The organism is Bacillus cereus group sp. MYBK220-1 (assembly GCF_051916445.1).
In the GTDB taxonomy this organism is placed as follows: Bacteria; Bacillota; Bacilli; order Bacillales; family Bacillaceae_G; genus Bacillus_A; species Bacillus_A cereus.
This window is the reverse complement of record NZ_JBQAGQ010000001.1, coordinates 1015486-1040080: the sequence shown is the minus strand read 5'-3', so window position 1 is coordinate 1040080 and position 24595 is coordinate 1015486. Positions and strand designations below refer to the sequence as shown.

Genomic DNA, 24595 nt, shown 5'->3' with positions numbered 1-24595 from the left:
AAATATAATGGAGAAAAACATTCAACAAGACAAAGATAAAGAAAAACCTGTTTTTTATGATCCGAAAGGAAGGAGAAACATAGCCTTTATTTCGTTTCTATGTATCTCAATAGTTAGTGTAGGTGTTGTATTCTATTTTTTCTTTCAAAGTATTTTTTCAACACCAGAAATTCCAAATATGAATACCGCTGTACAACAAGATACTAAACTTGTACCAATTAATCAAAAAATTAGTGATCAGCAGTTAAAGAAGGAAGAATTTAACCCAAATACCGAAACGAAGGATAATAAAAATTTGGTGAATCCGCCGAAGGATAGTAAACAACCTAAAGAAGTGTATGGTTTTTACGTAAACTGGGATGAAAATAGTACCGCTTCTTTAAAAGAAAATATCGATTCCTTAACTACGTTAGTACCAGAGTGGTATCATTTAAAAGCAGATTTAACGATTAGAAGTGAGATCAAACCTGAGATAGTAAAGTTGGCAGAAAAAAATCAAGTGAAGATTATGCCTTTGCTTACTAACTATACTGAGGAAGCTTCTGGTCCTGATAGTGGGCTAATTCATAAGTTACTGAATTCCTCAAATGATGTAAAGACAAAGTTTATTAATGATTTAGTAAGCCAAGTTAAAAAGAATCATTTTTCAGGAATTAATATTGACTTTGAGGCCGTACCTGAAAGTGATAGAGAAAACTTAACAAATTTTATGAAAGAACTTACTACGGAATTTCATGAACATGATTTGCTCGTTACACAAGATGTTCCAGCTAATGATAAGGCTTTTGATTATAGTGCGTTAGCAAAAATAATAGATCGAATGATTGTAATGATGTACGATGAGCACTATGGAGCCGGGGAACCAGGACCAATTGCTTCAAATAAATGGTTCCAACATACATTGAAAGAACTGAATATTCCGTCTAATAAGCTTATAGTTGCTTTCGGTAACTATGGATATGATTGGGAAGTAAATAGTAAAGAAGCTGCGAAATCATTAACTTTTTCAGAAGTTATGGCAATGGCTCAAGGTTCAAATATGAAAATTCAATGGGATAAGAGTAGTGGAAATCCTTATTTTAGATATAAAACAGGAGAGAAAGAACATACTGCTTGGTTCTTAGACAGTGTTACTCTCTATAATCAAGTGAAAATTGCAATGGAGAACAATGCAAAGGGCTTTGCATTATGGAGACTAGGAGCAGAAGACCCTACAATATGGAAAGTTTTAAAAAATCCTATTGAGGCACAAAAAAATCCTAATGTATTACATAAAATCAATAGTTTAGATGAAGTAAATTATTCTGGACAAGGTGAAATTTTACAGATTGAGAATGAAAGAAAAAATGGATTGAGAGATTTTAAAGTAGGCAAAGATGGTTATATTACAGATGAAGTATATCAATCCTTACCATCTGCATATGAAGTGCAACGATATGGAAAACCAAATGGGAAACAAGTAGTATTAACATTTGATGATGGACCAGACCCGAAATATACGCCAGAAATTTTAGATATATTAAAAGAGAATCAAATAAAAGCTGCTTTTTTTGTACTTGGTGAAAACGCACAACTAAATACTAGTATTGTAAAAAGAATATACGATGAAGGGCATGAAATTGGGAATCATACTTTCAAGCATCCTAACATAGCTGATACGTCTTTACTACGAACGAAAGTAGAACTTAATACGACGCAACGTTTAATTCAGGAAGTAACTGGACATTCTACGGTTTTATTTAGACCGCCATATGAAGCGGATGCTAACCCGGATTCATCAAATGAAATATTGCCTATTTTACGTGCACAAAATATGAACTATACAATGGTAGCGGAAAAAGTTGATCCCGAAGACTGGGCAACACCATCAACAAATGAATTAGTAAGACGTGCTCTTAATCCTATTTATAAGGGAGAGGGAAATATTATTCTTCTCCATGATGCGGGAGGGGATCGTACCCATACAGTAGAGGCGCTCCCAATCATTATTAAAGACTTAAAAAAGCATGGATATAGTTTTGTAACAATTTCAGATTTAATGAATAAAGAACGAGATGAAATTATGCCTCCTGTTTCTTCTGAGGGGAAGCAATATTTACTTTACAATAAAGCTGTCTTTTCAGGAGCTGGATATTTTAAGCATATATTAACAACTATTTTTTATATTGCTATTGGATTAGGGATTTTTCGATTTTTATTCTTAATTTATTTTGCATGGAAGCAGAAAAGAAAAACGTTATCTCGCTATATTAATTCGTCTTATCAACCTTTTGTTAGTGTTGTCATAGCGGCATATAATGAAGAAAAGGTGATAGCCAAGACGATTCACTCAATTTTGAATAGTAATTATAGAGAATTTGAAGTTATTGTTGTGGATGACGGATCGACAGATGGTACGTCAAAAGTAATGAAAGAAACATTTTATAAACACCCTAAAGTTCGTTTCATTCAGAAAGAAAACGGCGGGAAATCATCGGCAATGAACCTAGGGTTTCAACAATCGCGAGGAGAAATCATTGTCACTTTAGATGCGGATACTATTATTGCGCAAGATGCTATTTCTTTAATGGTTAGACACTTTGAAGATCAGAATGTAGCTGCAGTTTCAGGTAATGTCAAAGTGGGGAATAGACGGAATTTGTTAACTACTTGGCAACATGTTGAGTATATTACAGGGTTTAATTTAGAACGTAGAGCTTTTGATGAGTTAAATTGTATTACAGTAGTTCCAGGAGCTATTGGGGCGTGGCGCAAGAAGAATGTAGTTGAATCTGGATATTTAAGCGAAGATACATTAGCAGAAGATACGGATCTTACTATTACATTTTTACGTCAAGGGCATAGAATTGTATATGAAGAAAAAGCGCATGCTTTTACGGAATCACCTGAGGATGTGAAAAGTCTCATTAAACAGCGATATCGTTGGTCATATGGTACACTTCAATGTCTTTGGAAACATCGAAAAGCGTTGTGTAATTCAAAACATAAAACATTAGGGTTTATTGCACTGCCTAATATGTGGTTATTCCAATATGTTCTGCAATTCATTGCTCCTTTTGCAGATATATTAATGATTATAGGACTATTTAGTAGTAATCCGCTAAAAGTTTTAGGGTTTTATCTTGTATTCTTTTTAATGGATCTTCTCGCTTCTCTGTTCGCATTTAAATTAGAGGAAGAGAACCCAAAACCATTGGCATGGTTAATTTTACAACGTTTTATTTATCGTCAATTTATGACTTATGTTGTCATTAAATCTATATTCTCATCGCTTCGAGGAGTAGCGGTAGGATGGAATAAACTAAAGAGACTGGGGAGTGTTAAACATTCCACGGAACATAAGGAGGCATCATAAAAGAGCAGACTATTTGCTCTTTTTTCATTGATTTTAGTTAGTTGAATGTAGAGTTGTAGCATAAATAAAAACTGCTGCTTCTATAATGAGATTCCTATTCCTCATTAATGGTGAGACATTATGTTAAGCTAATCCTTTAGTTTCGGATTAAATTTTTTTTATATTTTTTTAAAATGACGGACACAAAAACGCATATACCTTCGAATTATATATATGGATAACATAAATATGTATATAAAAGGGGAGAAATAAGATGAAAGAAAAAAAAGAAATGTTTCAAGAAATCGCTGAGGTGTTAAAGGTATTGGCGCATCCAGTTCGTCTATCTTTAGTAAAAATAATGCTTGCAAAAGGTCCTACTAATGTAACAACAATGTATGGGGATTTACAAATGCCTCAAAGTACAATTAGTCAACATTTATCTAAACTAAAAGCTGCTAAAATGGTTACAGGTACTCGGAAAGGATTAGAAATTTATTATGAGGTAACTGACAATCGCACAAAATCAATATTAGCATGTTTAGTTTAAATAATGACTTCTATTTCAAAATAAAAAACGCTATTCTTTTCTATGATTTTACAGAGAGAATAGCGTTTTTTATTTTGAAGGAGTATCTTTTTATATGCCTATAGAATGGAGTGAAAGGTTTATGGGTTTAAATGTACCTACTATTACCTTAGGTTCTAATGCGTCTAATAATGAAAAAATTCTCGGTTTAGGGGTGCTTCTTTATAGCTTACGTACAATTGAGATTAGAAAAAGTAGAGCGAGCGCTTAATGAGGCGGAAGTAGTGTTTATATGCGAAACTGTATAGAAATCTCATTTTTCTAATTGTATCTTTTTAGATTGATGGATGTGGGGTCACGTCCATCAATCTAAGAAAACAAGTTAGCTAAAAAATGATGAAAATAAACTTTATAGAAATAAAAAATATGAACGTAGAGATTAAACAAAGTATATAGTGCTTTTTTAGTCATGTAATCTTTTAATCTGATGATCTTTTCCCCATTCAAACAGATCATTCATTATTTGCATTAAAGATTTTCCGTATTCACTTATGGTGTACTCAACCTTTGGTGGTACTTCTTGATATACGGTACGATAGATAATCCCATCAGCTTCAAGTTGCCGAAGTTGTTGTGTAAGAACCTTTTGTGTAATGTTTGGGATTTCTCGTTTAATTTCATTTGTTCGCATTTTTCCATCCGACAAAATACATAAAATATGAACTTTCCATTTTCCACCGATTACATCGAGTGTTGTTGCAATTGGGCAATTATCATTTTGATTCATATAACACCTCCAAAGGTACTTCAAGGTTCCTATAGTACCTGAAAGTACGTACTTTTCAATTATATGTAACTCATTCATACTAATACGTAAAGGATTGATTAATTTATAAAGGGGCTGGAAAATGATGAGAACACTTGTAATTGTAGCACACCCTCATATTGAAAAATCAAAAATTAATAAAAGATGGATAGAAGAACTTGAGAAACATTCAGATGAAATTACGGTGCATGAATTATATAAGGTGGCACCGGATTGGGAGTTTAATATTGAAGAAGAGCAAAAGTTATTAGTAGAACATGACAGATATATATTTCAATTTCCGCTTTACTGGTACAGCACACCACCATTATTAAAAAAATGGTTCGATGATGTATTAACATATGGATTTGCGTACGGATCACAAGGAGATAAAGTGAAGGGGAAAGAATTTGGTGTAGCTATTTCTATAGGTGGATTAGAAAAAGACTATGAAAATAGTGGGATTACAATGGATGAGTTGACGAAACCATTCCAAGCTACATGCCTATATACAGGTATGGAATTTATACCTTCCTTTTATTTATATGGTGCAGAATATAAACTAAGTGATGAAGAGATTGATAAAAGTGCACCTGAGTATGTGCAATATGTAATGAACAAGAAGTATTCTAATATATAATGAAAAATAGCCATTTACTTATGAAGTAAATGGCTATTTTATATTCTTCTTATATTCACTAAGTGTAATCTTTAGTAAATTAATAGTTAATCTGGTAAAATAAAAAACCTAACATATATAAAGGGGAGTTTTACTTGAGAACGATGCAAAAATTACTACAAAAAAGAGCAATGCAATCACCAAATTTGGAAGCGCTTGTAGGGGGGAAGAAAAGATATTCGTTTCAGCAATATAATGAACGAGTAAATCAGCTTGCACATTATTTGTTACATAATGGTGTGCAAAGAGGAGATCGTATAGGAATACTATGCAAAAATAATCACCCATTTCCAAGCGTTATGATGGCAAGTTTAAAAATTGGAGCGGTATTTATTCCGCTAAATCATCAGCTTACTGTATATGAATTAGAAACGATTGTAAAAGAAGCGAAATTAAAAGTGTTAGTTATTGATGAAGAATTTAGTGAAGTGTTATTAAATGTTGATGCTGTTAAAGAAATCCCTTATGTAATTCAAACGACAAAAGAAGGCTTTGGTTCATTTGAATTAGAGTTGCAAAAACAGCCAACGACAGAACCGAACGTAGAAGTTCATGAAGAAGACGATGCCATTTACTTATTTACTTCAGGAACGACTGGACAGGCGAAAGCATGTGTAATTGGACATAAAAACTTACATCATTATTTTGCTGAAATTGCGGGACAAAGAGAAATCCCAGCAGGTGAACGCTTTTTATCTGTGCATCCATTGTTCCATATGAGTGGCGTGCTTTCTATTTTAAATTGTATTTATCATGGCGTTACAATGATTTTCTTAGCTGATTCGAACCCTACTCTTATTTGGGATAAGATTGAAGAAGAGAAAATTACTACGATGCTTGCGTTCCCAGCTGTTTATAGTTACATGCTTGATGAATTAAATAAAAAAGAACGTAATATTTCAACCTTTAAAGTAGCACAAAGCGGTGGTACAAAAGTGCCAGAAACACTCATTCAAAAATATATGGAAAAAGGAATATATATGGTGCAAGGCTATGGTAGTACAGAAGGTTGGGTTGTAACCTCATGGCATCCAATGATGGGAAAAGAAAAGATGTCTTCTGTAGGAAAAACCTTGAAAAATGTAGAGGTGAAAATTGTTCATCCGGAAACAGGACATGAACTAACAACAAATGAAGTTGGAGAGATTCATGTGAAAAGTCCATACATGTTTAAAGGGTATTGGAATAATGAAAAGGCGACAAAGAAGGTAGTAAAAGATAACTGGTTTAACATGGGTGATGCTGGCATGATAGATGACGATGGATTCCTGCATATTATGGGAAGATATAAAGACGTTATTATACGCGGTGGTGACAACGTATATCCAGATCAAGTAGAAGATGTTATTCATGAAATACATGGTGTTTTAGAAGTTGCAGTAGTTGGAGTTCCAGATGACTTTTGGGGAGAGGTTCCAAGAGCTTACACTGTGAAGGATGGCGAAACAACATTAACAGAAGAAAGTATTATTCAGTATTGTAAGGAGAAGTTAGCAAGTTACAAAATTCCAGAAGTGGTATTCATAGATGAGTTACCGAAAAACGCTTTAGGAAAAGTGTTGAAGAGGGAATTAAGAGAAAATGTACTTGTAAAATAAAAAACGATTAGATAATGAGGAATCCAGTTATGTACAAAGCATAACTGGATTTTTTGTTTATGGTTCTGTTAGTAGATATCATAAAGATTTTAAAAATTTTGTGTTTTTGGTGTAATATTGAAAATAAAGGGAGCTAACTAATTTCAGTACAAGGGGGAGAAAAGATGGCTATAAAATTAGAAACTGAGCATTTATGTATAGAACCTTTTACCAATGATGATGTTTTTAGAATTAAAGAATTGGCTAATGACAAGGAATTAGCTAATATTCTTGGGCTTCCGCATCCATATAAATTGGAGTTCGCGCAAGATTGGGTTGATATGCAACCAGAACTTATAAGGAAAGGAATCGAATATCCTTTAGGAATTGTCTCTAAAGAATCAAGAGAAATTGTAGGTACAATTACACTAAGAATTGACAAGGGTAACAATAGAGGTGAACTTGGTTATTGGATTGGTAAGAATTATTGGGGAAAGGGTTTTGCAACTGAGGCTGTAAACAGAATGATTCAATTTGGCTTTATCGAATTAGGTCTAAACAAAATTTGGGCATCTGCCATTTCTAGAAATAGATCGTCGATTAAAGTATTAGAGAAGTCGGGTTTACGTAAAGAAGGCACATTGAGACAGAATAGACTTTTATTAAACACATATGAAGATGTTGATGTGTATGGAATATTAAAGACAGAATACAACGTTTTAAATTACAGATAAGTTTGGTAGTGTGATGACAAAAGGAAACCCTTTAGAACAGGGTTTCCTTTTGTATTTTAATAGAAGCATGTTTATCAAAAACATAATGATTTACTAGATTTTGTATTTTGTGTAAGATAATAAAGAATATTCAAATATTAATCAAGGGAAGAGATGTAAATGAAGCTGCCGCTATTACAGATAGAGACAGAGAGACTCATGATCCGTCCGTTCCAAAATGATGATTATGAAAGTTGGTTAGATGGATTTAATAAGAGGCTGCCATCTCAGTATAAATACGACGATGGTTATCAAGTTATGGCATCATCAACAAAAGAATGGTTCACGGAATGGATTAGAGGATTTGATGAAGCAGCACATCGAGATGAGATGTATGTATTAGGTATTTTTCGTAAAGAAGATGGGGCTAATATTGGAAAGCTAGAGCTAATAAAAATTTTACGTATGGACTATCAATGGGCGATGATGGGATACTCCATACATAATCAATATTGGAGAAATGGATATGGTGTTGAAAGTGTGAAAGCTGCGTTACCGTTATTTTTTAGTAGCCTTGATTTTCATAGAATCGAATTACATATACGTGTTGATAATGAGCCATCAATGCGTCTTGCGAAAAGAGCAGGTTTTTCTTTTGAATGCAAGAGAGAGGCGTTTTCATTAGAGAATGGTAAGTGGATGGATTTTCTTATTTATTATAAAAATAAGGAGATGAATATATGAGAGTGTTTATTACAGGTGGCAGCCGCGGGTTAGGATTACAGTTAGTAAAAGTATTTTATGAAAATGGGCATATCGTTTATCCATTAGTTAGAACTGAGGTTGCGGTAATGCAATTGAAGCAAATGTTTAGTGGTAGATGTTTTCCTATATTGGCAGACTTATCGGCTGATGAGAGTACGGAGCAAATTAAGAAGCAGCTTGAGGAATATACAGAATATGTTGATTTAGTTATAAATAACGCTGGCATTACTGGGAAGGAGACTGAGATTTTACATACAAATTCAGAAGAGTTAACGGACTTATTTAATATTCATTGCTTAGGTGTAATTCGGGCTGTAAAAGGTACATATGTGGCGTTAGCTAAATCGGATCATCCGAGAATAATAAATGTGTCCTCTCGATTAGGATCATTACATAAAATGGCGAACAAAGAGTTTCCGCAAGGCCAGTTCTCATATTCATATCGAATTGCTAAAGCAGCACAAAATATGTTAACACTCTGCTTACAACAAGAGTTTGAGAATAAAGGAATTCGTGTAACTGCCATTCACCCAGGAAAATTAAAAACTGATATTGGTGCCTTTGATGCGAATATGACTCCGGCTGAAGGAGCAAAAAATATATATGATTGGGTAATAGATTCAAATGAGGATATTTCAGGGAAGTTTATTGAGCCTGGTGTGGGGGAATTGAAGTGGTGATATACGATTTTGCAATCATTCAGAATCTATTTGGCCCTTCTAAAAAAGTATAAAATGGCTTACCAAATGCAGTAACGATTGAAGAGATAGAAGAGAATGTTCTTTATGATGTACAAACTTATAAAGAAAAGATAAGTAGATTTGAAGAAGTTTGTTTTAACTGGGAGTTAAAAAGAGCGAGTATTGTATTAAACAAAAGGTTTAGTAGTTATAACTCAAGTGTAAGAGTGTTACTTGATGCCGGTTTTTCTTTGTATGCCGCAAAGATAGAAGTATGTAGAGAATTGAACAATGTAGAAGGACCTGAAAGACAATATACATATCGATCAATAGCAGAAGGAACGTTATCGGAAAAAGAATTTAAATATATTTGGGAACAATGTATGTCGGGTTCAGGGAATCAAACTTCAATTTTAACTATCGATGAGCATTTTTATTCAGTGCAAACAGAGTTAGGTACGGGCTGGGAAAAGTCATGTATTGTTTTTTATGATAAAACTGAGCCAATTGGTATGTCCATACCGCATATAGAAACTGGAACAGAAAGTGAAGGACGATTATTTTATTTTGGGGTAATGCCTTATTATCGCGGGAAAGGAATTGCTTCTCGGTTGCATCTTCAATCGTTGCATATGTTAAAGGAAATGGGGGCTACTTATTACATCGGAAGTACGCATACTTCAAATGAAAAGATGCAGAGGATATTTTGGAGAAATTATTGTTCGGTGAAAACGGAGACAGAGCTTTATTATAAAATTTTTAAAGTAGATTAGGAGAAAAGAAAATGAAGACTATAAATGTATTTCATTACGACGCATTTACGAATAAACCAAATAAGGGAAATCCAGCAGGTATTGTATTAGAAGCAGATGGATTAACGGAAGAGGAAATGCAAATTATTGCTGAAAAAGTTGGATATAACGAAACAACTTTTGTTCTTTCCTCAGAAGTAGGAGATATAAGAATGCGCTATTTTACACCTGGTTTTGAAATGGATTTATGTGGTCATGGGACAGTAGGGACGATATATGCCTTGCGCGAAAAAGGTTTATTAGAAGAGAAAAGTAACCTTACGATTGAAACGAAGGCTGGGATTTTACCGATACAAATAGGTGTAAATAAAAATGGAGAACCCTTTATTAAAATGAGACAGGCAGCACCTCAGTTTAAAGAATTTACAGGTTCAAAAGAAGAATTAGCTCATAGTATCGGTTTAGAAGTAAATGATTTAGATGTAAGTTTACCGATTGTATATGGAAGTACTGGTAATTGGACTGTAATTGTACCGATTAAAAATCTTAATGCATGTGAGAGAATGAAACCTAATAATGCTGCATTTCCATCAGTATTAAAAGAAATACCTAATGCTTCTATTCACCCAATTTGTCTAGAAACTTATGATGAACTAGCACAAATGCACGGCCGTCATTTTTCATCAGCTTACGCTGGGACGATTGAAGATCCAGTGACAGGAACAGCTTCAGGTGTAATGGGAGCGTATTATGCGGAGTATTTAGAGAAAGATTTTGAACATGAATTGGGTTTAATCGTTGAGCAAGGACAGGAAATAAATAAAGATGGTCGTGTAACTGTTTATGTAACGAAAGGGATAGAAAACGAAAAGTTACAAATAGATATTGCTGGAACAGCGGTGTATGTGAAAGAGTTTGAAATTTCGATATAAAGTGAAATTTTAATCAGTGGGGCTCTTACTGCCCAGTGAATAGCGGGATAAAAAGAAAGCCCGGAATACATCCGGACTTTTATTATCTGTTCAATACTTCAATGTACGAAGCATTTCCAGTTGTTCTTAAAGCGGAGCGGAAATTATTATTTTCTAACGCCACAGCAACTTGTTGTAATTGCTGTGCATCATCATGATGAATAAGTAAGCTGTCAGCACCGCTTTCTTCTATATGAATGTGTTCAATATTTCCAATGGCATCATGTACAGCTTTTAAAAATTCAGGTTTCATATGTGTCCTCCTATATGTATGTAACGTTGTAATTTAGTATTTCCTTATTTATGAAATATAAAAGTAAATGAAGGGAGAAATAAAATGAATATAAAGCAGTTTAACGAACATATAACATCACTATTTGGAGAGGACCTTCATAAATACGGCGATGATGAATATGGTTTTACTCATATAAGTAAAGATGAATTTCACAAAATCGGTTACACAACAAATTTGACATTAGAGACGATTGAAGAAGCGTATAAAAATGGAGTCGATATGATAGTTACACATCATGCACCATGGAGTTTTTTATTTGGTATGGAAGAGGCTTGTATTGAGAAATTGAAGCAATATGAAATGAATCATTTTTGGATTCATTTGCCGTTAGATTTTGTAAAGTTTGGCACGTGTACATCGTTATTTAACGGAATTGGGATAGATAAAATACTGGAATATTCCACGTATGAGGAAGAAGAACTACCGGGAATAGGAGAATATAAAGAAGCGATTCCTTTTTCAAACTTAGTTGGAAAACTTGAAGAAAAAATGGAAGAGAAAGTGAAGAGCTGGAGAAATCACGATAAACCAGTAAAACGGATTGCGATTTTAACCGGTGCAGGAAACAATACAAATTTGATTGAACGTGCATTAGAAAAAGGGTGTGACACGTACATAACAGGTGAAAAAACATTATATACAGTGCAACATGCGAAATTTAAAGGGATTAATTTAATTGTAGGCAGTCATACGTTTACAGAAGTGTTTGGTGTAGAAAGTTTGGCTCATAAATTACAAGACATAGACCCTGCAATAGAAATTATTAGAGTATATGAAGAGCATTTAGAGTGATAAAATCACGTTATCATAAATGAGATATGGAAGAAAGCCATTGTAATAAAATAAAATTGTTGTTTGTTATATTAGGATGGTTGGGAGGATTTCCCTTGCGTTTGTCAAATAATAGTAAAGTTGTCTTTTGAATTAAGGGAATCTTCCGAATTAAAGGGTGAGAGAATGGACATTTCAATAATCACTGCACAACTAGTTAAGGAAAAAGTTATTTCACATTATCCAAATAGCGTAAAAGCATTAAACGGGGGAACGGCAAGTACTATATATTTGTTAGATGAACAATACGTTGTAAAGTTGAATGAATCGGATGTCATACGTGAAGAAGCTTATTTTCTTCAGTTTTATAAAAAGGACGAATTATTTCCAAAGCTTTTATATAAGGAACCTTTAAATCGCTATATTGTTTACTCATTCCTTGAGGGCACAACTTCTTGCAAACTAGGCTATAAACGGAGTGTTCTTTGTAAACTTGTAAAAGAAGTTATCAATGAGTATGAAGTAGCTACAGAGGTTGATGGCTGGGGATGGAAAGAAAATCTCGTTCAATCTTGGAGTGAATTTTTAACAACAAATGTGATAGAAGCTCATGAAAATGTAAGGCGTTACATAAGTGAAGAAGAGTATAGAACGGTTCTTAAGTTAGCGAATAGGGACGCTGGAATAAATCAGCCATTTTTATTGCATGGTGATTTCGGATTTCATAATTTTATATTTCAAGAGAATAAACTGCACGGTGTAATTGATCCTTTACCAGTGTTAGGAGATCCTATATACGATTTAATTTACGCGTTTTGTTCGACTCCAGAAGATTTAACAAAAGAAACAATTCATTATGCGATGAAACAATGTGTATTTCATAAGAAAGCCCGTGATTTATATGAAGAAATAGTCATAGGCTTATATTTGCGTATAGATACATGTTTACGGCACCACCCGAAAGATTTAGAAGGTTACTTAGCAGCTTGGCGTTATTGGATGGGCGAAGTTAAGACGACTATATAGCACTAATATTTTTAGGGGAGATGGTGAGATGAATGTTGCAGAAGCGAAAAAGGATTTAGCAATAAAAACGAAGAGAGGCCTACCGATTATATTAGCCGGCGTTTTATTTTGGGTAGTTATGAGTATAACGGGATTTGTTCTTTCTGAAAAACAAGTAGTGTGGGTATATTTAATCGGTATGGGCTGTGTGTTTCCTTTTGGCTTAATGATAGCTGCTATATTGAAAATTGATATGTTTGCGAAAGGAAATCCGTTAGGGATTTTGGCTGGATTAATTGGTGGGATAAATGTATTGAATATTCCACTTGTATTACTTGCCTATTTTCAATTTCCAGAATGGTTACCTTTTGTAGTAGCAATGTTAATAGGTGTTCATTTTATCCCGTACGTATGGATTTATGAAAGTAAAAGTTATGGTTTATTGTCGGTAGGGACTGTATTTGTAACGTCAGTTTGCGGGATTCTTTTTGCAGAAAAAGGATTTACTGTAATTCCATTATCGGTTACAGTTGTCTATTTACTTACTTTTATAAGTTTAATGATTGAAAATAAAAAAGCAGATCATTATCAACAAAAGTCAGCTTAATAAAAATATAGGGATAGGGGAAATTATGATGAAAAATTTCGTTTGTACAACGTGTGGCGTGCAGTATGCAGCGAGTGTAGAAGAACCGGTGAGTTGTCATATTTGTGATGAAGAAAGGCAGTATGTGAATCCGAAAGGGCAGTCTTGGACGACTTTAGAAAATTTGCAAACAGATGATACATATAAAAATGAAATAATCAAAGAGGAAAATGGACTTTATAGTATTACGACAAAACCAGGATTTGCGATCGGTCAAACGGCATTTGTAGTGAAAACAGAGTCATATCGTTTACTGTGGGACTGTATTACGTATTTAGATGAAACGACAATTATGAAAATAAAAGAGCTTGGCGAATTAGATGCGATTGCATTGTCTCATCCTCATTATTATTCAACGCAAGTAGAATGGGCAGAGACATTTGATGTACCAATTTATATACATGAAGATGATAAAGAGTGGGTGATGCGTCCGAGTAGTCGTATTATTTATTGGTCTGGTGAGTCTTTACAATTAGCTGATGGATTAGTCATTCATCGTTTAGGGGGACATTTTAAAGGTGGATCTGTCTTACATTGGGAAGAAGGTAATGACGGAAAAGGGATTTTGTTAACAGGTGATATTATTCAAGTTGTAGCGGATGAGCGGTGGGTGAGTTTCATGTACAGCTATCCAAACTTAATTCCATTACCAGCGAGAAAAGTGGAAGAAATGGTGAATCGAGTGAAGCCATTACAGTTTAATCGTTTATACAACGCTTTTCATCGAGTAGTAAAAGAAAATGCAAATGAAGCAGTTGAACGTTCTGCTGAAAGATATATTGGAGCATTAGAAGGTAAATTATTTCATACGTAAAAAGGGGAGCAAGCCTAATGAAAACGTTAGTATGTTTTGGCGATAGCATTACAGCTGATGAGACGTTTTTTGATGGAACACCGAGATTAACGCCAAGGTTACAAGCAATGTTTCCAAATTGGAAAGTAGTGAATGCAGGTGTTCCAGGGGATAATACATTTGATGCGTTAAATAGGATTGAAGAAGATGTAATATCATATAAACCAGATTTCGTAACAGTTTTTCTTGGTACGAATGATGCAGTTTCTTTTTCTCAAGTGTCATTACAAGCATATAAAGAAAACTTAGAGAAGATTGTGAACCAGGTTTCCTCAGATAAAATACTACTTATTAGTCCTGCACCAGTTGATGAAGAAAGACAGTACAATAGAACCAATAAAGTGCTCGGTCAGTATACAGACGTAGTAGAGGAAGTGGCGAGGGAAACAGGAAGTTATTTTCTAAATGTATATGCTGAAATGATTCAAGAACGGGATTATAAAAGATTTGTAGAAAATGATGAAAAAGATGGGTTACACTTTGGGCCAGAAGGTTATGAGTATGTAGCGAAGTTAATTGGTGAAAAGTTAAAAGGGATTTTATAAGGAGCAAAGCACTTAGTGCTTTGCTTTTTCGTATTTCTTTCGTAGTCCATAAACTTATTGATTGCTGTAATTTGGACAGATATTTTGCGTTTTTATCCCGCATTAACTGTCCGTAAACGCCCCATTGGTGAGGGCTAATAATCAGTGGGGGATGAACAAAAACCCCACTGATTAAAGTTTCACTTTATGTGCTTAAAAGGCGAGTTCTGTTTTAAAGTAATATAAATTTATTTTTAAAAATTTATATTTCGTAGTTGAAAATCAATAAAGGTGTAACTATAATAGTTACAGTAAGTTTGTTATTTTGAAATGTACACATTGAATTACAAGAATGAAGGGAGTTTTTATGTAAATCAAAAAGTTATAAAAATCTATTAATTTTTATAATAAGATAAAATGCTTTTCGGTTCATACACATTATGAAATATGTTATTTCTAATAGAAAACTAGAGGTGGAAAAATGAAAAATTTTAAAGGTATGTTGATATCATCACTTGCAATTACAACTTTTGCTGGGGTAGGTACGACATTTGTGACAAATACAGTACATGCTGCTAATGACGATTCTAGTAAAATACAAGTTCGTTCTAATAAGAGTATAAATACAACAACTGGCTCGAGATTCCCTGTATTATCATCAGTCAATCCTTATGATGAACCTAGATTTTCGAGACAGGGATATCTTGAAGAGGCACCTTTAGGAATTAATGCTCCTTATGCTTGGGGAATTAAAGGAGGGAATGGTCAGGGGGCAACTTTTGTAGATTTGGAAGAAGGCTGGTTATTAAATCATGAAGATTTAGTCGGTCAAAATATTGAATTTATGTCTGGAAAAATGAGTAATGATCTTTCTCATGGTACTTCAGTTCTAGGTGTTGTTTCTGCAGCTGACAATGGGATTGGGAACATTGGAATTGCACCAAAAGCAAAGGCAAAAGTAATTTCAGTGATCCGAGACAATGGGAGAATTGATGTAAGAGATGCTATTTTAAGTGCCGTAGATTCTTTACAGGCTGGAGATGTTTTATTAATAGAAGAATCCTTTAAATATGATGGATATGGAGATGACCCTTTACCAGTAGAAGTATACCCGAGTATATTTAACGCAATTCGCAAAGGTACAGATAAAGGCATTATTATTGTAGAAGCAGCTGGTAATGGTGGGATTGATTTAGATGAATTTAAAGACCGTAATGGTAAACAGATTTTAAATCGAAACAGTCAAGACTTTAAAGATTCAGGAGCTATTATAGTGGGAGCATCTACTGCAAGAGTTCCTCATAAACGTTTAGCTTTCTCTAACTATGGTAGTAGAATTGATGTATATGGTTGGGGAGAGTATGTTGATACATTAGATACATATCAAAATCAAAATAGTAAAGGACAAAAAGTTACAGATCAGAACATAACTAATCGTTATACTTCTAATTTCCGTGGTACTTCTAGCGCTTCGCCTATAATTGCTGGGGCTGCTGTATCGATTCAAGGGATTGCTAAAGAACATTTAGGTAAGGCATATACACCAAAAGAATTGAGAGCAATTTTAAGTAATCCTAATACAGGCACAAAGTCTAATAACCCATCATCTGATAAAATAGGGGTTTTACCAGATTTAAAAGCAATTTTGTCTAACCTTGGATTTCATAGTGATTTGACTACCAATGATCCTATGGTATTTCCAGATAACGTAGAAAAAAATGAAGGAAAAGAAAATTCAACTTTCGTATTTCCAGGTGAAGAAACAAAAAGAACAGGTGATAAAAATTCAACTGTAACCTTCCCAGAAGAAGATTTAAAACAGGAGGAAAAAGAAGAGGGATTAATTGTTTTTCCTGATTAATAAAAAAATACTACCTTCCATTTGGAGGTAGTATTTTTTATTTCTTGTCATTAACAAGCAGGCATGAAATTTGTATTTGTTTATCTTTTATAATGAATTTAACTAAAAAAATCGAATATTTGACTGTTAATTTACTTTTTTGTCTCAATCAATTACATGAATCAATCTAGAAATGCTTGCTGCAATGCTCTCAGTCCATCACTGTAAATGCCATGAAACAGATTAATTGCCTCTTCATCACTAACTTCAACAGGAGTGAACGTACCAGACCACTCTACTAACGATGTGTTACTTTCAGTACCTCCTTTAACCTGGATTGTAGATAAATAATTAGTGACTGGGAATGGTGCATTCATGATTGAATATGTGTAGTAGCGCTCTTTATCATTGAATACTTCTAATCGTTCTATAATTGTATCGCCATCTGGATTAGCTAGATGACGTACACGACCGCCTTCAGTTAATTTACTGCTAGGTATATAAGGTAACCAGTCTGGAAGGGAGTTGAAACCTCCGATTAATTGCCATACTTGTTCCGGTGAAGCAAAAATTTCCATAGATGTAGTAGTATGTGCCATATTCATTACGCTCCTTTTCATCCCGGTATTTACGGGTAAATAATCAGTGGGGGATGCTCCCACTGATTAAAGTTATATTATTATTTTACGTTGATTGGTAGTGGTGCATTAGGTGCTACTAATTTTTGTTCGCGCATTTCTTCCCAGAATGCTGCTGGAATTACTGTGTTTAAGGCATTTTGGTCTTCTACAATGCGTTCCGGTTTACTTGCACCAGGAACAACAGCAGCAACTGCTGGATTGGCTAGTGAAAATTGTAGTGCAGCAGCTTTGATGCTGATTTCGTGACGATCTGCAAGAGCTTTGATTTTCTCAACTTTTGCAATAATTTCTGGCGATGCTTTTTGATATTCGAAGTGAGCGCCGCCAGCAAGAATACCTGAGCTATATGGGCCACCAACAACAATATCCATATTATGCTTTATAGCTGCAGGCATTACTCGTTGCAATGCACGTTCGTGGTCTAATAATGAATAGCGACCAGCTAATAAGGATATATTTGGTTTCGCTTCTTCTAAATCAAGCATAAGTTCAATTGATTCTACTTTGTTTACTCCAAGCCCCCAGCTTTTAATGACTCCTTCTTCACGTAAACGTGTTAGCGCACGGAATGCTCCTGTTCGAGCAATTTCAAATTGTGAAATCCACGCATCACCATAAAAGTCTTGTGCTAAATCATGAATGAAAACAAAGTCTAGACGATCTGTTTTTAAACGTTTCAAACTTTGCTCGATAGAACGAAGTGTTGCATCTGCGCTATAGTCATTGATCATTTTATTTTTGCGACCAAATTCGAAAAGCCCGCCTTTTTCACCCAAATCACGTGCAGATGGATCTTCTAATTCATCCGAAATCGTTCGACCTACTTTCGTACTTAAAAAGTAATCATCACGATTTCTTTTTGATAGTGCTTCACCAAGACGAATCTCCGCTAAGCCAGATCCATAAAGTGGAGCTGTATCAAAGTAACGAACGCCATTCTCCCAAGCAGCATCCACTGTAGCGATTGCTTCTTCTTCAGGAATATTACGGTACATGTTTCCTAGTGGTGCTGTACCAAAACCGATTTTTTCTTTTAGTAATTTACTCATTATAGATATCCTCCTAAAATGTATTTAAAAATGAATTCATCATTGTAAATGGATGTGAAAATGAAAACATGTCATTTCATCGTCTGACAAAATGTATGATAAAAATACTCACTTTAAAGTACGGGTACCAAAAGGTTATTTCTAATACTGCATGACTCACTCAACTCTTACAAATGCTATTATGAAATGTATTTTACATAATGAAAAGTACGTACTTTAAAGTGATATAGATACTAAAAAGTAATACAGGTACTTTTTGGTGCCGTACTACTCATCTGCTGTTTACGTATGCTATTATGAAACATGTTTAATACAATAAAAAGTACGTACTTTAAGGTGCTATAGATACTTAAAAGTAATATTTAAATATTTTAGCTTATTTGTCTTATAAAATTATTAAAGGAGATTTTTATATGAAAACATACAATATTCCTGTAGAGGCAACTTTAGAGGTTATCGGTGGAAAGTGGAAAGTAGTTATCCTTTGTCATTTAAAGAAAGACAAAAAGAGAACGTGCGAATTAAAACAATTAATGTCTGGTATTACACAAAAGATGTTAACGCAACAATTACGTGAATTAGAAGAAGATGGTGTAATCGAGAGAAAAGTGTATAACCAAGTGCCGCCAAAAGTAGAGTATTCGTTAACCGAATACGGTCATTCTTTAGATGCTATACTCGATTCTCTTTGTAACTGGGGAGAAAATCATCTTGAAAAGAATGGTAACACGTCTATGCTTATAACAGCAGCTGAATAAAGAAAGAAAAAACGAACGAGAATACGTTCGTTTTTTCTTTTTGTATAGAGGGAGATTTTTAAGTGGCATAATTACTTTTTTGTAATATAGGTACTTTTTTGTGCTGTAGGAACTAAAATGTGCCGTATAGAAAATTATTTATTTTTACGTAACAATAGATAAGGAATTTATAAAAAAGGAGAGGAGATCGCGTGAAACAATATAATATACCTATAGAAGCAACTTTAGAAATTATCGGGGGAAAGTGGAAGGTCGTTATTTTATGTCACTTAACAAAAGGGAAGAAGCGAACGAGTGAGTTACAACGTTTGATGCCTGAAATTTCTGTTAGAATGTTAACGCAGCAACTACGTGAGCTGGAAGAAGATGGTGTGATTACACGTGAAATTTACAAAGAAATTCCCCCTCGAGTAGAATACTCCCTAACCGATTATGGGTGGTCTTTACAAAATGTATTAAATCAATTAACCGCGTGGGGAGAACGATGCATAGATAGAAAAAACACAGAAGTTAAGTGAAATCTCTATATGTAATATTGAAAACACCACCTAATGACGAGGTGGTGTTTTTCGTTTTAAAACTTTAGAAAGTTGTTATGATGAAAAGTAAAATTTTTGAGGACCTGTTTCAGTCATGGGTACTTAAAAGTGCCTACATCACTTTAAAGTACGTACTATGCTTCATAATATAACCGTTTTATAATGACACTCGTAGCAAGAAGTCATAACGATTTTAAGCTATGTTCAAAAAGACTTATTAACTAGTATAGTTTTTTGTTCAATTTTTTAGTAGGAGATGTTTTTATGGTTGAAGAACTTTTTTATAAAAAAATACTTAAAAATCTGTTTTCAGATCCAGTTCAAATTACACTTTGGAATGGAGAAACAATACAATATGGCGAAGGGGAACCTCAATTTCATATAACATTCCATAAGCCGCTCTCAAAAAAAGAAATTGCTAAGGATCCTTCTATTGCATTCGGTGAAGCATATATGAATGGAGACCTTGAAATAGAGGGTAATCTTGAAAAAGCAATTCAATCTATTTATAAAAGGCAGGATAGCTTTTTAGGTGATAGTAAGTTGCAATATTTCAAAAGTAAATGGAATTTCTCAAAACAAAAAAATAAAGAAGATATTGCTCACCATTATGATATTGGGAACGATTTCTATAAATTATGGCTTGATGAGACAATGACATATTCTTGTGCGTATTTCCAAAATGAACAAGATTCTTTAACGACAGCGCAGCATAATAAAGTGAATCATATTTTGAAAAAGTTGAACCTTCAAAAAGGTGATACGCTATTAGATATCGGTTGCGGGTGGGGTGAGCTCATTACAGCTGCCGCTAAGCAGTACGGTGTGAAAGCGATGGGAGTAACATTAAGCGAGGAACAATTTGCAAAGACTTCCGAGCGAATTAAACAAGAGGGACTTACGGATTTAGTTGAAGTATCTTTACTTGATTACCGCGATATTAAGAATCGTAAATTTGATAAAATTGTTAGTGTAGGTATGATCGAACATGTAGGAAAAGACAACATTACGCAATACTTTGAAACAGTTAACAAACTACTAAATGATGGCGGGATTTCTCTGCTGCATTGTATTACTTCTCCGGCTAATGGTGGTGCTACGAATGGTTGGATTGAAAAATATATATTCCCTGGTGGGTATGTTCCTGCTGTTAACGAATTAATCACGAACATGACAAACGAACAATTTTTCATTGTTGATGTGGAAAGCTTACGTAGACATTACGGGAATACATTACAACATTGGGCTCGAAATTATGAAAATGTACTAGAGGAAGTTCGCAAAACGAAAGATGAGCGATTTATCCGCATGTGGCGTTTATATTTAAATGCATGTGCAGCTTCGTTCTTTACAGGTAATATTGATTTACATCAATTTGTATTTACAAAAGGGATTAATGATACAATTCCGATGACACGTTCTTATATGTATGAATAAGAGTATATAACTAAGTAGCTCTCAAGTCATTGAGTATAAATAAAATGATGATAGGATATAAGTCTATAACGTAAAGTCGAGATGGGAATCAGAAAATGATTTCTTTCTCGACTTTTTGATATATAATTTTGAAATTAAAACTATATACTTTTAAAGATAAAAATATATAATAAATGTAGAAACGAAAATTTATGAGCAAGGAAGTTGAAGAACATGACATTAACAATGGGCTTTATTGGATTTGGAAAATCAGCTAACCGTTATCACCTACCTTATCTAAAGACACGTAATAATATAAAAGTAAAAACAATTTTTGTACGTCAAATAAATGAAAAATTAGCGGCTCCATATGAGGAAAAAGGTGTTTACTTCACTACTGATTTAGACGAATTGTTGAATGACAAAGAAATTCAAGTTGTGACGATTTGTACGCCAGCACATACGCATTATGAATTAGCAAAAAAAGTTATACTAGCCGGAAAATCAGTTATCGTTGAAAAACCATTTTGCGATACAGTAGAACATGCGAAAGAATTATTAGCTTTAGGACGAGAGAAAGGTGTAGTCGTTATGCCTTATCAAAACCGTCGTTTTGATGGTGATTTTTTAGCTGTAAAGCAAGTAGTTGAGCAAGGATTCCTTGGTGATATTATTGAGATTGAATCACATATTGATTATTTCCGTCCTGGTTCAATCACTCATGAAGCTCCAAAAGAAGAAGGTTCATTTTACAGTTTAGGTATTCATACGATGGACCGTATGATTTCATTATTTGGCCGTCCAGATACGGTAACATATGATATTCGTAATAATGAAATGGAAGGTGCGGTTGATAACTATTTCGATGTTGGTCTACATTACGGAAATCAGTTGAAGATTAAACTGAAAACGAACCATGTCGTAGCAAAAGATTATCCACGCTTTATTGTCCATGGAACAAATGGATCATTTATTAAATATGGTGAAGATCAGCAGGAAAATGATTTGAAAGCGGGTATTATGCCTGAGAGTGCAGGATTTGGTGAAGATTCACCGATGTATTATGGAATTGCTAAATATCGTAATGCAAATGGTGACTGGATTGAAAAACAAATTAAAACGCCGCTTGGTGATTACGGTCGTTTCTATGATGCAGCGTATAACACAATTGTAAATGGTGCACCAAAACTTGTGAAAGATGAAGAAGCAGTAACGAATATTGAAATCTTGGAAAACGGATTTGCTGCCCCATCACCTTCAGTTTACAAACTTGAGGCTTTACATTTGAATGAATAGAAGAGAGTTTGCGGTATAAAGGAGGTATGGAAATGGCAAGCGGATCAACACAAGTAAAATACCTCGGCATTTATCAAAAGATTAAACAGCAAATTTTAGACGGTGAATATAAAATCAACGAAAAAATTCCGAGTAGCTCCGTCCTTGCTGAAGAATTCGATGTTTCAGCACTTACGATTAAAAAAGCGTTAGATCTATTAGTAAGAGACGGCTACATTATCCGTCGGCGCGGAAGTGGAACAGTGGTACAAGATTGGCATCAGCAGGAAAAGGCACGAATGATTCAAACTTTAACAGGTACGAAAGCTGTTTACGGTAGTGAGGTAGAAAGTAAAATTATCGAGTTTGCGATTGTAGGTGCTGATAAAGTAGTTGCTGAGAAATTGGGAGTTTCAATTGGTGATTTCGTCTATAAAATCATTCGCCTTCGCATCATTCACAGCATTCCGACGATTATGGAGCATACATGGATGCCAATTTCGGTTATCCCAGGTGTTGAGGCTTCTGTTTTAGAGGAGTCGATATACTCACATATTCAAAATAAACTTGGTCTTGAAGTAGGGACATCTGTTGTCAGGGTTAAAGGAATTCGCCCAGATGATAGGGAAAAGCAGTTTATGAACTTAACAAATCAGGATTTCCTAATGCGAGTTGAGCAAGTAGCTTACTTAACGGATGGACGAACTTTTGAATATTCTTACGCAGATCATTTACCGGAAACCTTTGAGTTTGAAACAGTCATTACGGCAAAAAATTATAAAGAGACATAAAAAACGGTTGAGGCAAGTATTGTCTCAACCTATTTTATGTCTTCTACAGTTATTATTCATCAGCAGTAATCAGCATGGATGTGTTCCCGGTTTTTTCAAGATGAACTTCTCCCCAGGAACAGAGGGAATCAAGTATAGCTCCTAAAGACGAACCGTAATCCGTTAAAGAGTACTCTACTTTCGGTGGTACTTGGTCATATACTTTCCTTTGGATTACACCATCTTCTTCTAGTTCCCGTAATTGTTGCGTTAACATTTTTTGCGTAATACCAGGCATTAAACGTTTTAATTCACTCGTTCTTTTTGTTCCTTTTTTTAAATGACAAAGGATAACAACCTTCCACTTTCCACCAATAACTTCTAAAGTCGCTTCTACAGGAATATTATATGTCTTCATAAAAAAACTCCTTTGATGAATTTAGATTACAGTTGTGAGCCTACATCCGTTGTAATACTAAAATTATTTCTTTTTAGTACCTATAACACTTTAAAGTGCGTACTATTTATTGTGCTAAATATCGGTCATAATAACCGATGTAAGAGAGAAATAAGCAGAATGGCACTTGAAAATGCATATGTTCCTTTTTAGTACCTATAACACTTTAAAGTACGTACTTTTTATTAGGATGAATATAATCCATAATAGCACTTGTAAGCAAGAAATGCGTGAAATGTGCTTTGAAGGAGCCATCATGCTATGGGGAATTTTACATGAGAATAATTTGTTGTGTTATTAAAATTAATCCAAGACTTAACAGTTGATTAATTGAACTGTAAAGTTTAAAATTACAGTAAGATTTTTAAAAGTGAGTTGTTAACGTCTGTAAAATGTAGCATGAATAATAGAGATAAATGAAACATTGCTGAATAACTAACATTATGTGAATTTGATTCTAAACTGTAATTTTTTTTAATACATTTCAATAAGCGATATTTAAAATGTACGTTTAATAACATTAAAGGAGTGAGTTAAATATGGTAATTCTATATACAACAGCAAGCTGTGCGTCATGCCGAAAAGCGAAAGCATGGCTTGAAGAGCATCAAATTGATTATATTGAAAAAAACATCGTATCAAATTCTATGACAGTTGATGAGCTTAAATCGATTCTTCGTTTAACTGAAGAGGGGGCTACTGAAATTATTTCAACTAGATCCAAAACTTTTCAGGACTTAAATATAAATATTGATGAGCTCTCGCTAAATGAATTTTATACATTAATAATTGAGCATCCACTAATGTTGCGTCGCCCGATTATGCTGGACGAAAAAAGATTGCAAATTGGTTTTAACGAAGAAGAAATTCGCAAATTTTTACCACGTAGCGTCCGAACATTTTTAAACATTGAACTGCAAAAGTTGGCTAATTAATAAGTAATATTTTTTA

Annotated in this window: 27 protein-coding genes; 22 read left to right on the top strand and 5 right to left on the bottom strand. The window is 34.1% G+C overall.

Annotated elements, in window-relative coordinates:
- The first annotated feature begins 7 nt into the window (after window positions 1-7).
- The 3 genes from ACTFRU_RS05275 to ACTFRU_RS05265 all read left to right on the top strand — a co-directional run bounded on the left by ACTFRU_RS05275 (window position 8) and on the right by ACTFRU_RS05265 (window position 4134).
- Window positions 8-3355, top strand: a complete 3348-nt coding sequence (locus tag ACTFRU_RS05275; RefSeq protein WP_440037548.1) for a glycosyltransferase — start codon at window positions 8-10, stop codon at window positions 3353-3355.
- 253 nt (window positions 3356-3608) lie between these two features.
- Window positions 3609-3884 carry an ArsR/SmtB family transcription factor gene (locus ACTFRU_RS05270; protein WP_000660066.1) on the top strand — a complete coding sequence of 92 codons (276 nt, stop codon included), beginning with the start codon at window positions 3609-3611 and terminating at the stop codon, window positions 3882-3884.
- A 94-nt stretch (window positions 3885-3978) separates the two neighbouring features.
- Window positions 3979-4134: a hypothetical protein gene (locus ACTFRU_RS05265; RefSeq protein WP_001121201.1), complete on the top strand. Its 156-nt coding sequence runs from the start codon at window positions 3979-3981 to the stop codon at window positions 4132-4134.
- Between the two features lie 192 nt (window positions 4135-4326).
- On the opposite strand, the gene ACTFRU_RS05260 is transcribed toward ACTFRU_RS05265, so the two are convergent.
- Window positions 4327-4650 carry a winged helix-turn-helix transcriptional regulator gene (locus ACTFRU_RS05260; protein WP_001072980.1) on the bottom strand — a complete coding sequence of 108 codons (324 nt, stop codon included), beginning with the start codon at window positions 4648-4650 and terminating at the stop codon, window positions 4327-4329.
- Window positions 4651-4774: 124 nt separating this feature from the next.
- Here ACTFRU_RS05260 and ACTFRU_RS05255 point away from each other — a divergent pair, with 124 nt between their 5' ends.
- The 7 genes from ACTFRU_RS05255 to ACTFRU_RS05225 all read left to right on the top strand — a co-directional run bounded on the left by ACTFRU_RS05255 (window position 4775) and on the right by ACTFRU_RS05225 (window position 10766).
- A complete protein-coding gene (locus ACTFRU_RS05255; RefSeq protein WP_016123075.1) occupies window positions 4775-5308 on the top strand; it encodes an NAD(P)H-dependent oxidoreductase in 534 nt (177 codons plus the stop codon).
- A 143-nt stretch (window positions 5309-5451) separates the two neighbouring features.
- The gene (locus tag ACTFRU_RS05250; protein ID WP_290102530.1) at window positions 5452-6945 is read left to right on the top strand and encodes a class I adenylate-forming enzyme family protein; all 1494 of its coding nucleotides are present in this window, start codon (window positions 5452-5454) and stop codon (window positions 6943-6945) included.
- A gap of 164 nt (window positions 6946-7109) precedes the next feature.
- Window positions 7110-7658: a GNAT family N-acetyltransferase gene (locus ACTFRU_RS05245; RefSeq protein ID WP_000985518.1), complete on the top strand. Its 549-nt coding sequence runs from the start codon at window positions 7110-7112 to the stop codon at window positions 7656-7658.
- A 159-nt stretch (window positions 7659-7817) separates the two neighbouring features.
- Entirely contained in the window at window positions 7818-8381 is a 564-nt protein-coding gene (locus ACTFRU_RS05240) for a GNAT family N-acetyltransferase (RefSeq protein ID WP_000775352.1), read from the top strand.
- Window positions 8378-9082 carry an SDR family NAD(P)-dependent oxidoreductase gene (locus ACTFRU_RS05235; RefSeq protein ID WP_001263475.1) on the top strand — a complete coding sequence of 235 codons (705 nt, stop codon included), beginning with the start codon at window positions 8378-8380 and terminating at the stop codon, window positions 9080-9082. Before ACTFRU_RS05240 ends, ACTFRU_RS05235 begins: the two co-directional genes overlap by 4 nt.
- Before the next feature lie 77 nt (window positions 9083-9159).
- Entirely contained in the window at window positions 9160-9855 is a 696-nt protein-coding gene (locus ACTFRU_RS05230; protein ID WP_290102529.1) for a GNAT family N-acetyltransferase, read from the top strand.
- 11 nt (window positions 9856-9866) lie between these two features.
- A complete protein-coding gene (locus tag ACTFRU_RS05225; protein WP_006924229.1) occupies window positions 9867-10766 on the top strand; it encodes a PhzF family phenazine biosynthesis isomerase in 900 nt (299 codons plus the stop codon).
- 82 nt (window positions 10767-10848) lie between these two features.
- Here the strand turns inward: ACTFRU_RS05225 and ACTFRU_RS05220 are convergent, their stop codons facing one another.
- Window positions 10849-11058, bottom strand: coding sequence for a hypothetical protein (locus ACTFRU_RS05220; protein WP_000801642.1), 210 nt, complete (start codon window positions 11056-11058; stop codon window positions 10849-10851).
- An 84-nt stretch (window positions 11059-11142) separates the two neighbouring features.
- Here ACTFRU_RS05220 and ACTFRU_RS05215 point away from each other — a divergent pair, with 84 nt between their 5' ends.
- The 6 genes from ACTFRU_RS05215 (at window position 11143) to ACTFRU_RS05190 (ending at window position 16760) form a co-directional block, all read left to right on the top strand.
- Complete coding sequence (locus ACTFRU_RS05215; protein ID WP_006924228.1) at window positions 11143-11892, top strand: Nif3-like dinuclear metal center hexameric protein; 750 nt, start codon at window positions 11143-11145, stop codon at window positions 11890-11892.
- Between the two features lie 165 nt (window positions 11893-12057).
- Window positions 12058-12897 carry a phosphotransferase gene (locus tag ACTFRU_RS05210; RefSeq protein WP_069604223.1) on the top strand — a complete coding sequence of 280 codons (840 nt, stop codon included), beginning with the start codon at window positions 12058-12060 and terminating at the stop codon, window positions 12895-12897.
- A gap of 28 nt (window positions 12898-12925) precedes the next feature.
- Window positions 12926-13483 (top strand): DUF7010 family protein, encoded by a 558-nt coding sequence (locus tag ACTFRU_RS05205; RefSeq protein WP_016123071.1) that lies wholly within the window; start codon window positions 12926-12928, stop codon window positions 13481-13483.
- Between the two features lie 25 nt (window positions 13484-13508).
- Window positions 13509-14336 (top strand): hypothetical protein, encoded by an 828-nt coding sequence (locus tag ACTFRU_RS05200; RefSeq protein ID WP_290101431.1) that lies wholly within the window; start codon window positions 13509-13511, stop codon window positions 14334-14336.
- A gap of 17 nt (window positions 14337-14353) precedes the next feature.
- Window positions 14354-14920 (top strand): SGNH/GDSL hydrolase family protein, encoded by a 567-nt coding sequence (locus ACTFRU_RS05195; RefSeq protein WP_016098750.1) that lies wholly within the window; start codon window positions 14354-14356, stop codon window positions 14918-14920.
- 460 nt (window positions 14921-15380) lie between these two features.
- Entirely contained in the window at window positions 15381-16760 is a 1380-nt protein-coding gene (locus ACTFRU_RS05190; RefSeq protein WP_000787685.1) for a S8 family peptidase, read from the top strand.
- A gap of 161 nt (window positions 16761-16921) precedes the next feature.
- Here the strand turns inward: ACTFRU_RS05190 and ACTFRU_RS05185 are convergent, their stop codons facing one another.
- Both ACTFRU_RS05185 and ACTFRU_RS05180 read right to left on the bottom strand, forming a co-directional pair.
- Window positions 16922-17338 (bottom strand): SRPBCC family protein, encoded by a 417-nt coding sequence (locus tag ACTFRU_RS05185; protein WP_023522577.1) that lies wholly within the window; start codon window positions 17336-17338, stop codon window positions 16922-16924.
- Window positions 17339-17418: 80 nt separating this feature from the next.
- Window positions 17419-18429 (bottom strand): aldo/keto reductase, encoded by a 1011-nt coding sequence (locus ACTFRU_RS05180; protein ID WP_440037524.1) that lies wholly within the window; start codon window positions 18427-18429, stop codon window positions 17419-17421.
- Between the two features lie 413 nt (window positions 18430-18842).
- Between ACTFRU_RS05180 and ACTFRU_RS05175 the strand changes: the two genes are divergently transcribed.
- The 5 genes from ACTFRU_RS05175 (at window position 18843) to ACTFRU_RS05155 (ending at window position 23208) form a co-directional block, all read left to right on the top strand.
- Window positions 18843-19187: a winged helix-turn-helix transcriptional regulator gene (locus ACTFRU_RS05175; protein ID WP_029440930.1), complete on the top strand. Its 345-nt coding sequence runs from the start codon at window positions 18843-18845 to the stop codon at window positions 19185-19187.
- A 191-nt stretch (window positions 19188-19378) separates the two neighbouring features.
- Window positions 19379-19705, top strand: a complete 327-nt coding sequence (locus ACTFRU_RS05170; protein ID WP_006924211.1) for a winged helix-turn-helix transcriptional regulator — start codon at window positions 19379-19381, stop codon at window positions 19703-19705.
- 285 nt (window positions 19706-19990) lie between these two features.
- Window positions 19991-21163 carry a cyclopropane-fatty-acyl-phospholipid synthase gene (locus tag ACTFRU_RS05165; protein ID WP_006924209.1) on the top strand — a complete coding sequence of 391 codons (1173 nt, stop codon included), beginning with the start codon at window positions 19991-19993 and terminating at the stop codon, window positions 21161-21163.
- Between the two features lie 213 nt (window positions 21164-21376).
- Window positions 21377-22438, top strand: coding sequence for an oxidoreductase (locus tag ACTFRU_RS05160; RefSeq protein ID WP_102956238.1), 1062 nt, complete (start codon window positions 21377-21379; stop codon window positions 22436-22438).
- A 32-nt stretch (window positions 22439-22470) separates the two neighbouring features.
- Complete coding sequence (locus ACTFRU_RS05155; protein WP_440037523.1) at window positions 22471-23208, top strand: GntR family transcriptional regulator; 738 nt, start codon at window positions 22471-22473, stop codon at window positions 23206-23208.
- 52 nt (window positions 23209-23260) lie between these two features.
- Here the strand turns inward: ACTFRU_RS05155 and ACTFRU_RS05150 are convergent, their stop codons facing one another.
- A complete protein-coding gene (locus ACTFRU_RS05150) occupies window positions 23261-23605 on the bottom strand; it encodes a winged helix-turn-helix transcriptional regulator (protein WP_000860831.1) in 345 nt (114 codons plus the stop codon).
- 578 nt (window positions 23606-24183) lie between these two features.
- Here ACTFRU_RS05150 and spxA point away from each other — a divergent pair.
- A complete protein-coding gene (spxA, locus tag ACTFRU_RS05145) occupies window positions 24184-24579 on the top strand; it encodes a transcriptional regulator SpxA (RefSeq protein WP_000236189.1) in 396 nt (131 codons plus the stop codon).
- The last annotated feature ends 16 nt before the right edge of the window (window positions 24580-24595 follow it).

Coding starts and splice junctions, on each gene's coding strand:
- ACTFRU_RS05275 (WP_440037548.1), top strand. CDS start 8: ATGGAGAAAAACATTCAACAAGACAAAGATAAAGAAAAACCTGTTTTT.
- ACTFRU_RS05270 (WP_000660066.1), top strand. CDS start 3,609: ATGAAAGAAAAAAAAGAAATGTTTCAAGAAATCGCTGAGGTGTTAAAG.
- ACTFRU_RS05265 (WP_001121201.1), top strand. CDS start 3,979: ATGCCTATAGAATGGAGTGAAAGGTTTATGGGTTTAAATGTACCTACT.
- ACTFRU_RS05260 (WP_001072980.1), bottom strand. CDS start 4,650: ATGAATCAAAATGATAATTGCCCAATTGCAACAACACTCGATGTAATC.
- ACTFRU_RS05255 (WP_016123075.1), top strand. CDS start 4,775: ATGAGAACACTTGTAATTGTAGCACACCCTCATATTGAAAAATCAAAA.
- ACTFRU_RS05250 (WP_290102530.1), top strand. CDS start 5,452: ATGCAAAAATTACTACAAAAAAGAGCAATGCAATCACCAAATTTGGAA.
- ACTFRU_RS05245 (WP_000985518.1), top strand. CDS start 7,110: ATGGCTATAAAATTAGAAACTGAGCATTTATGTATAGAACCTTTTACC.
- ACTFRU_RS05240 (WP_000775352.1), top strand. CDS start 7,818: ATGAAGCTGCCGCTATTACAGATAGAGACAGAGAGACTCATGATCCGT.
- ACTFRU_RS05235 (WP_001263475.1), top strand. CDS start 8,378: ATGAGAGTGTTTATTACAGGTGGCAGCCGCGGGTTAGGATTACAGTTA.
- ACTFRU_RS05225 (WP_006924229.1), top strand. CDS start 9,867: ATGAAGACTATAAATGTATTTCATTACGACGCATTTACGAATAAACCA.
- ACTFRU_RS05220 (WP_000801642.1), bottom strand. CDS start 11,058: ATGAAACCTGAATTTTTAAAAGCTGTACATGATGCCATTGGAAATATT.
- ACTFRU_RS05215 (WP_006924228.1), top strand. CDS start 11,143: ATGAATATAAAGCAGTTTAACGAACATATAACATCACTATTTGGAGAG.
- ACTFRU_RS05210 (WP_069604223.1), top strand. CDS start 12,058: ATGGACATTTCAATAATCACTGCACAACTAGTTAAGGAAAAAGTTATT.
- ACTFRU_RS05205 (WP_016123071.1), top strand. CDS start 12,926: ATGAATGTTGCAGAAGCGAAAAAGGATTTAGCAATAAAAACGAAGAGA.
- ACTFRU_RS05200 (WP_290101431.1), top strand. CDS start 13,509: ATGATGAAAAATTTCGTTTGTACAACGTGTGGCGTGCAGTATGCAGCG.
- ACTFRU_RS05195 (WP_016098750.1), top strand. CDS start 14,354: ATGAAAACGTTAGTATGTTTTGGCGATAGCATTACAGCTGATGAGACG.
- ACTFRU_RS05190 (WP_000787685.1), top strand. CDS start 15,381: ATGAAAAATTTTAAAGGTATGTTGATATCATCACTTGCAATTACAACT.
- ACTFRU_RS05185 (WP_023522577.1), bottom strand. CDS start 17,338: ATGGCACATACTACTACATCTATGGAAATTTTTGCTTCACCGGAACAA.
- ACTFRU_RS05180 (WP_440037524.1), bottom strand. CDS start 18,429: ATGAGTAAATTACTAAAAGAAAAAATCGGTTTTGGTACAGCACCACTA.
- ACTFRU_RS05175 (WP_029440930.1), top strand. CDS start 18,843: ATGAAAACATACAATATTCCTGTAGAGGCAACTTTAGAGGTTATCGGT.
- ACTFRU_RS05165 (WP_006924209.1), top strand. CDS start 19,991: ATGGTTGAAGAACTTTTTTATAAAAAAATACTTAAAAATCTGTTTTCA.
- ACTFRU_RS05160 (WP_102956238.1), top strand. CDS start 21,377: ATGACATTAACAATGGGCTTTATTGGATTTGGAAAATCAGCTAACCGT.
- ACTFRU_RS05155 (WP_440037523.1), top strand. CDS start 22,471: ATGGCAAGCGGATCAACACAAGTAAAATACCTCGGCATTTATCAAAAG.
- ACTFRU_RS05150 (WP_000860831.1), bottom strand. CDS start 23,605: ATGAAGACATATAATATTCCTGTAGAAGCGACTTTAGAAGTTATTGGT.
- spxA (WP_000236189.1), top strand. CDS start 24,184: ATGGTAATTCTATATACAACAGCAAGCTGTGCGTCATGCCGAAAAGCG.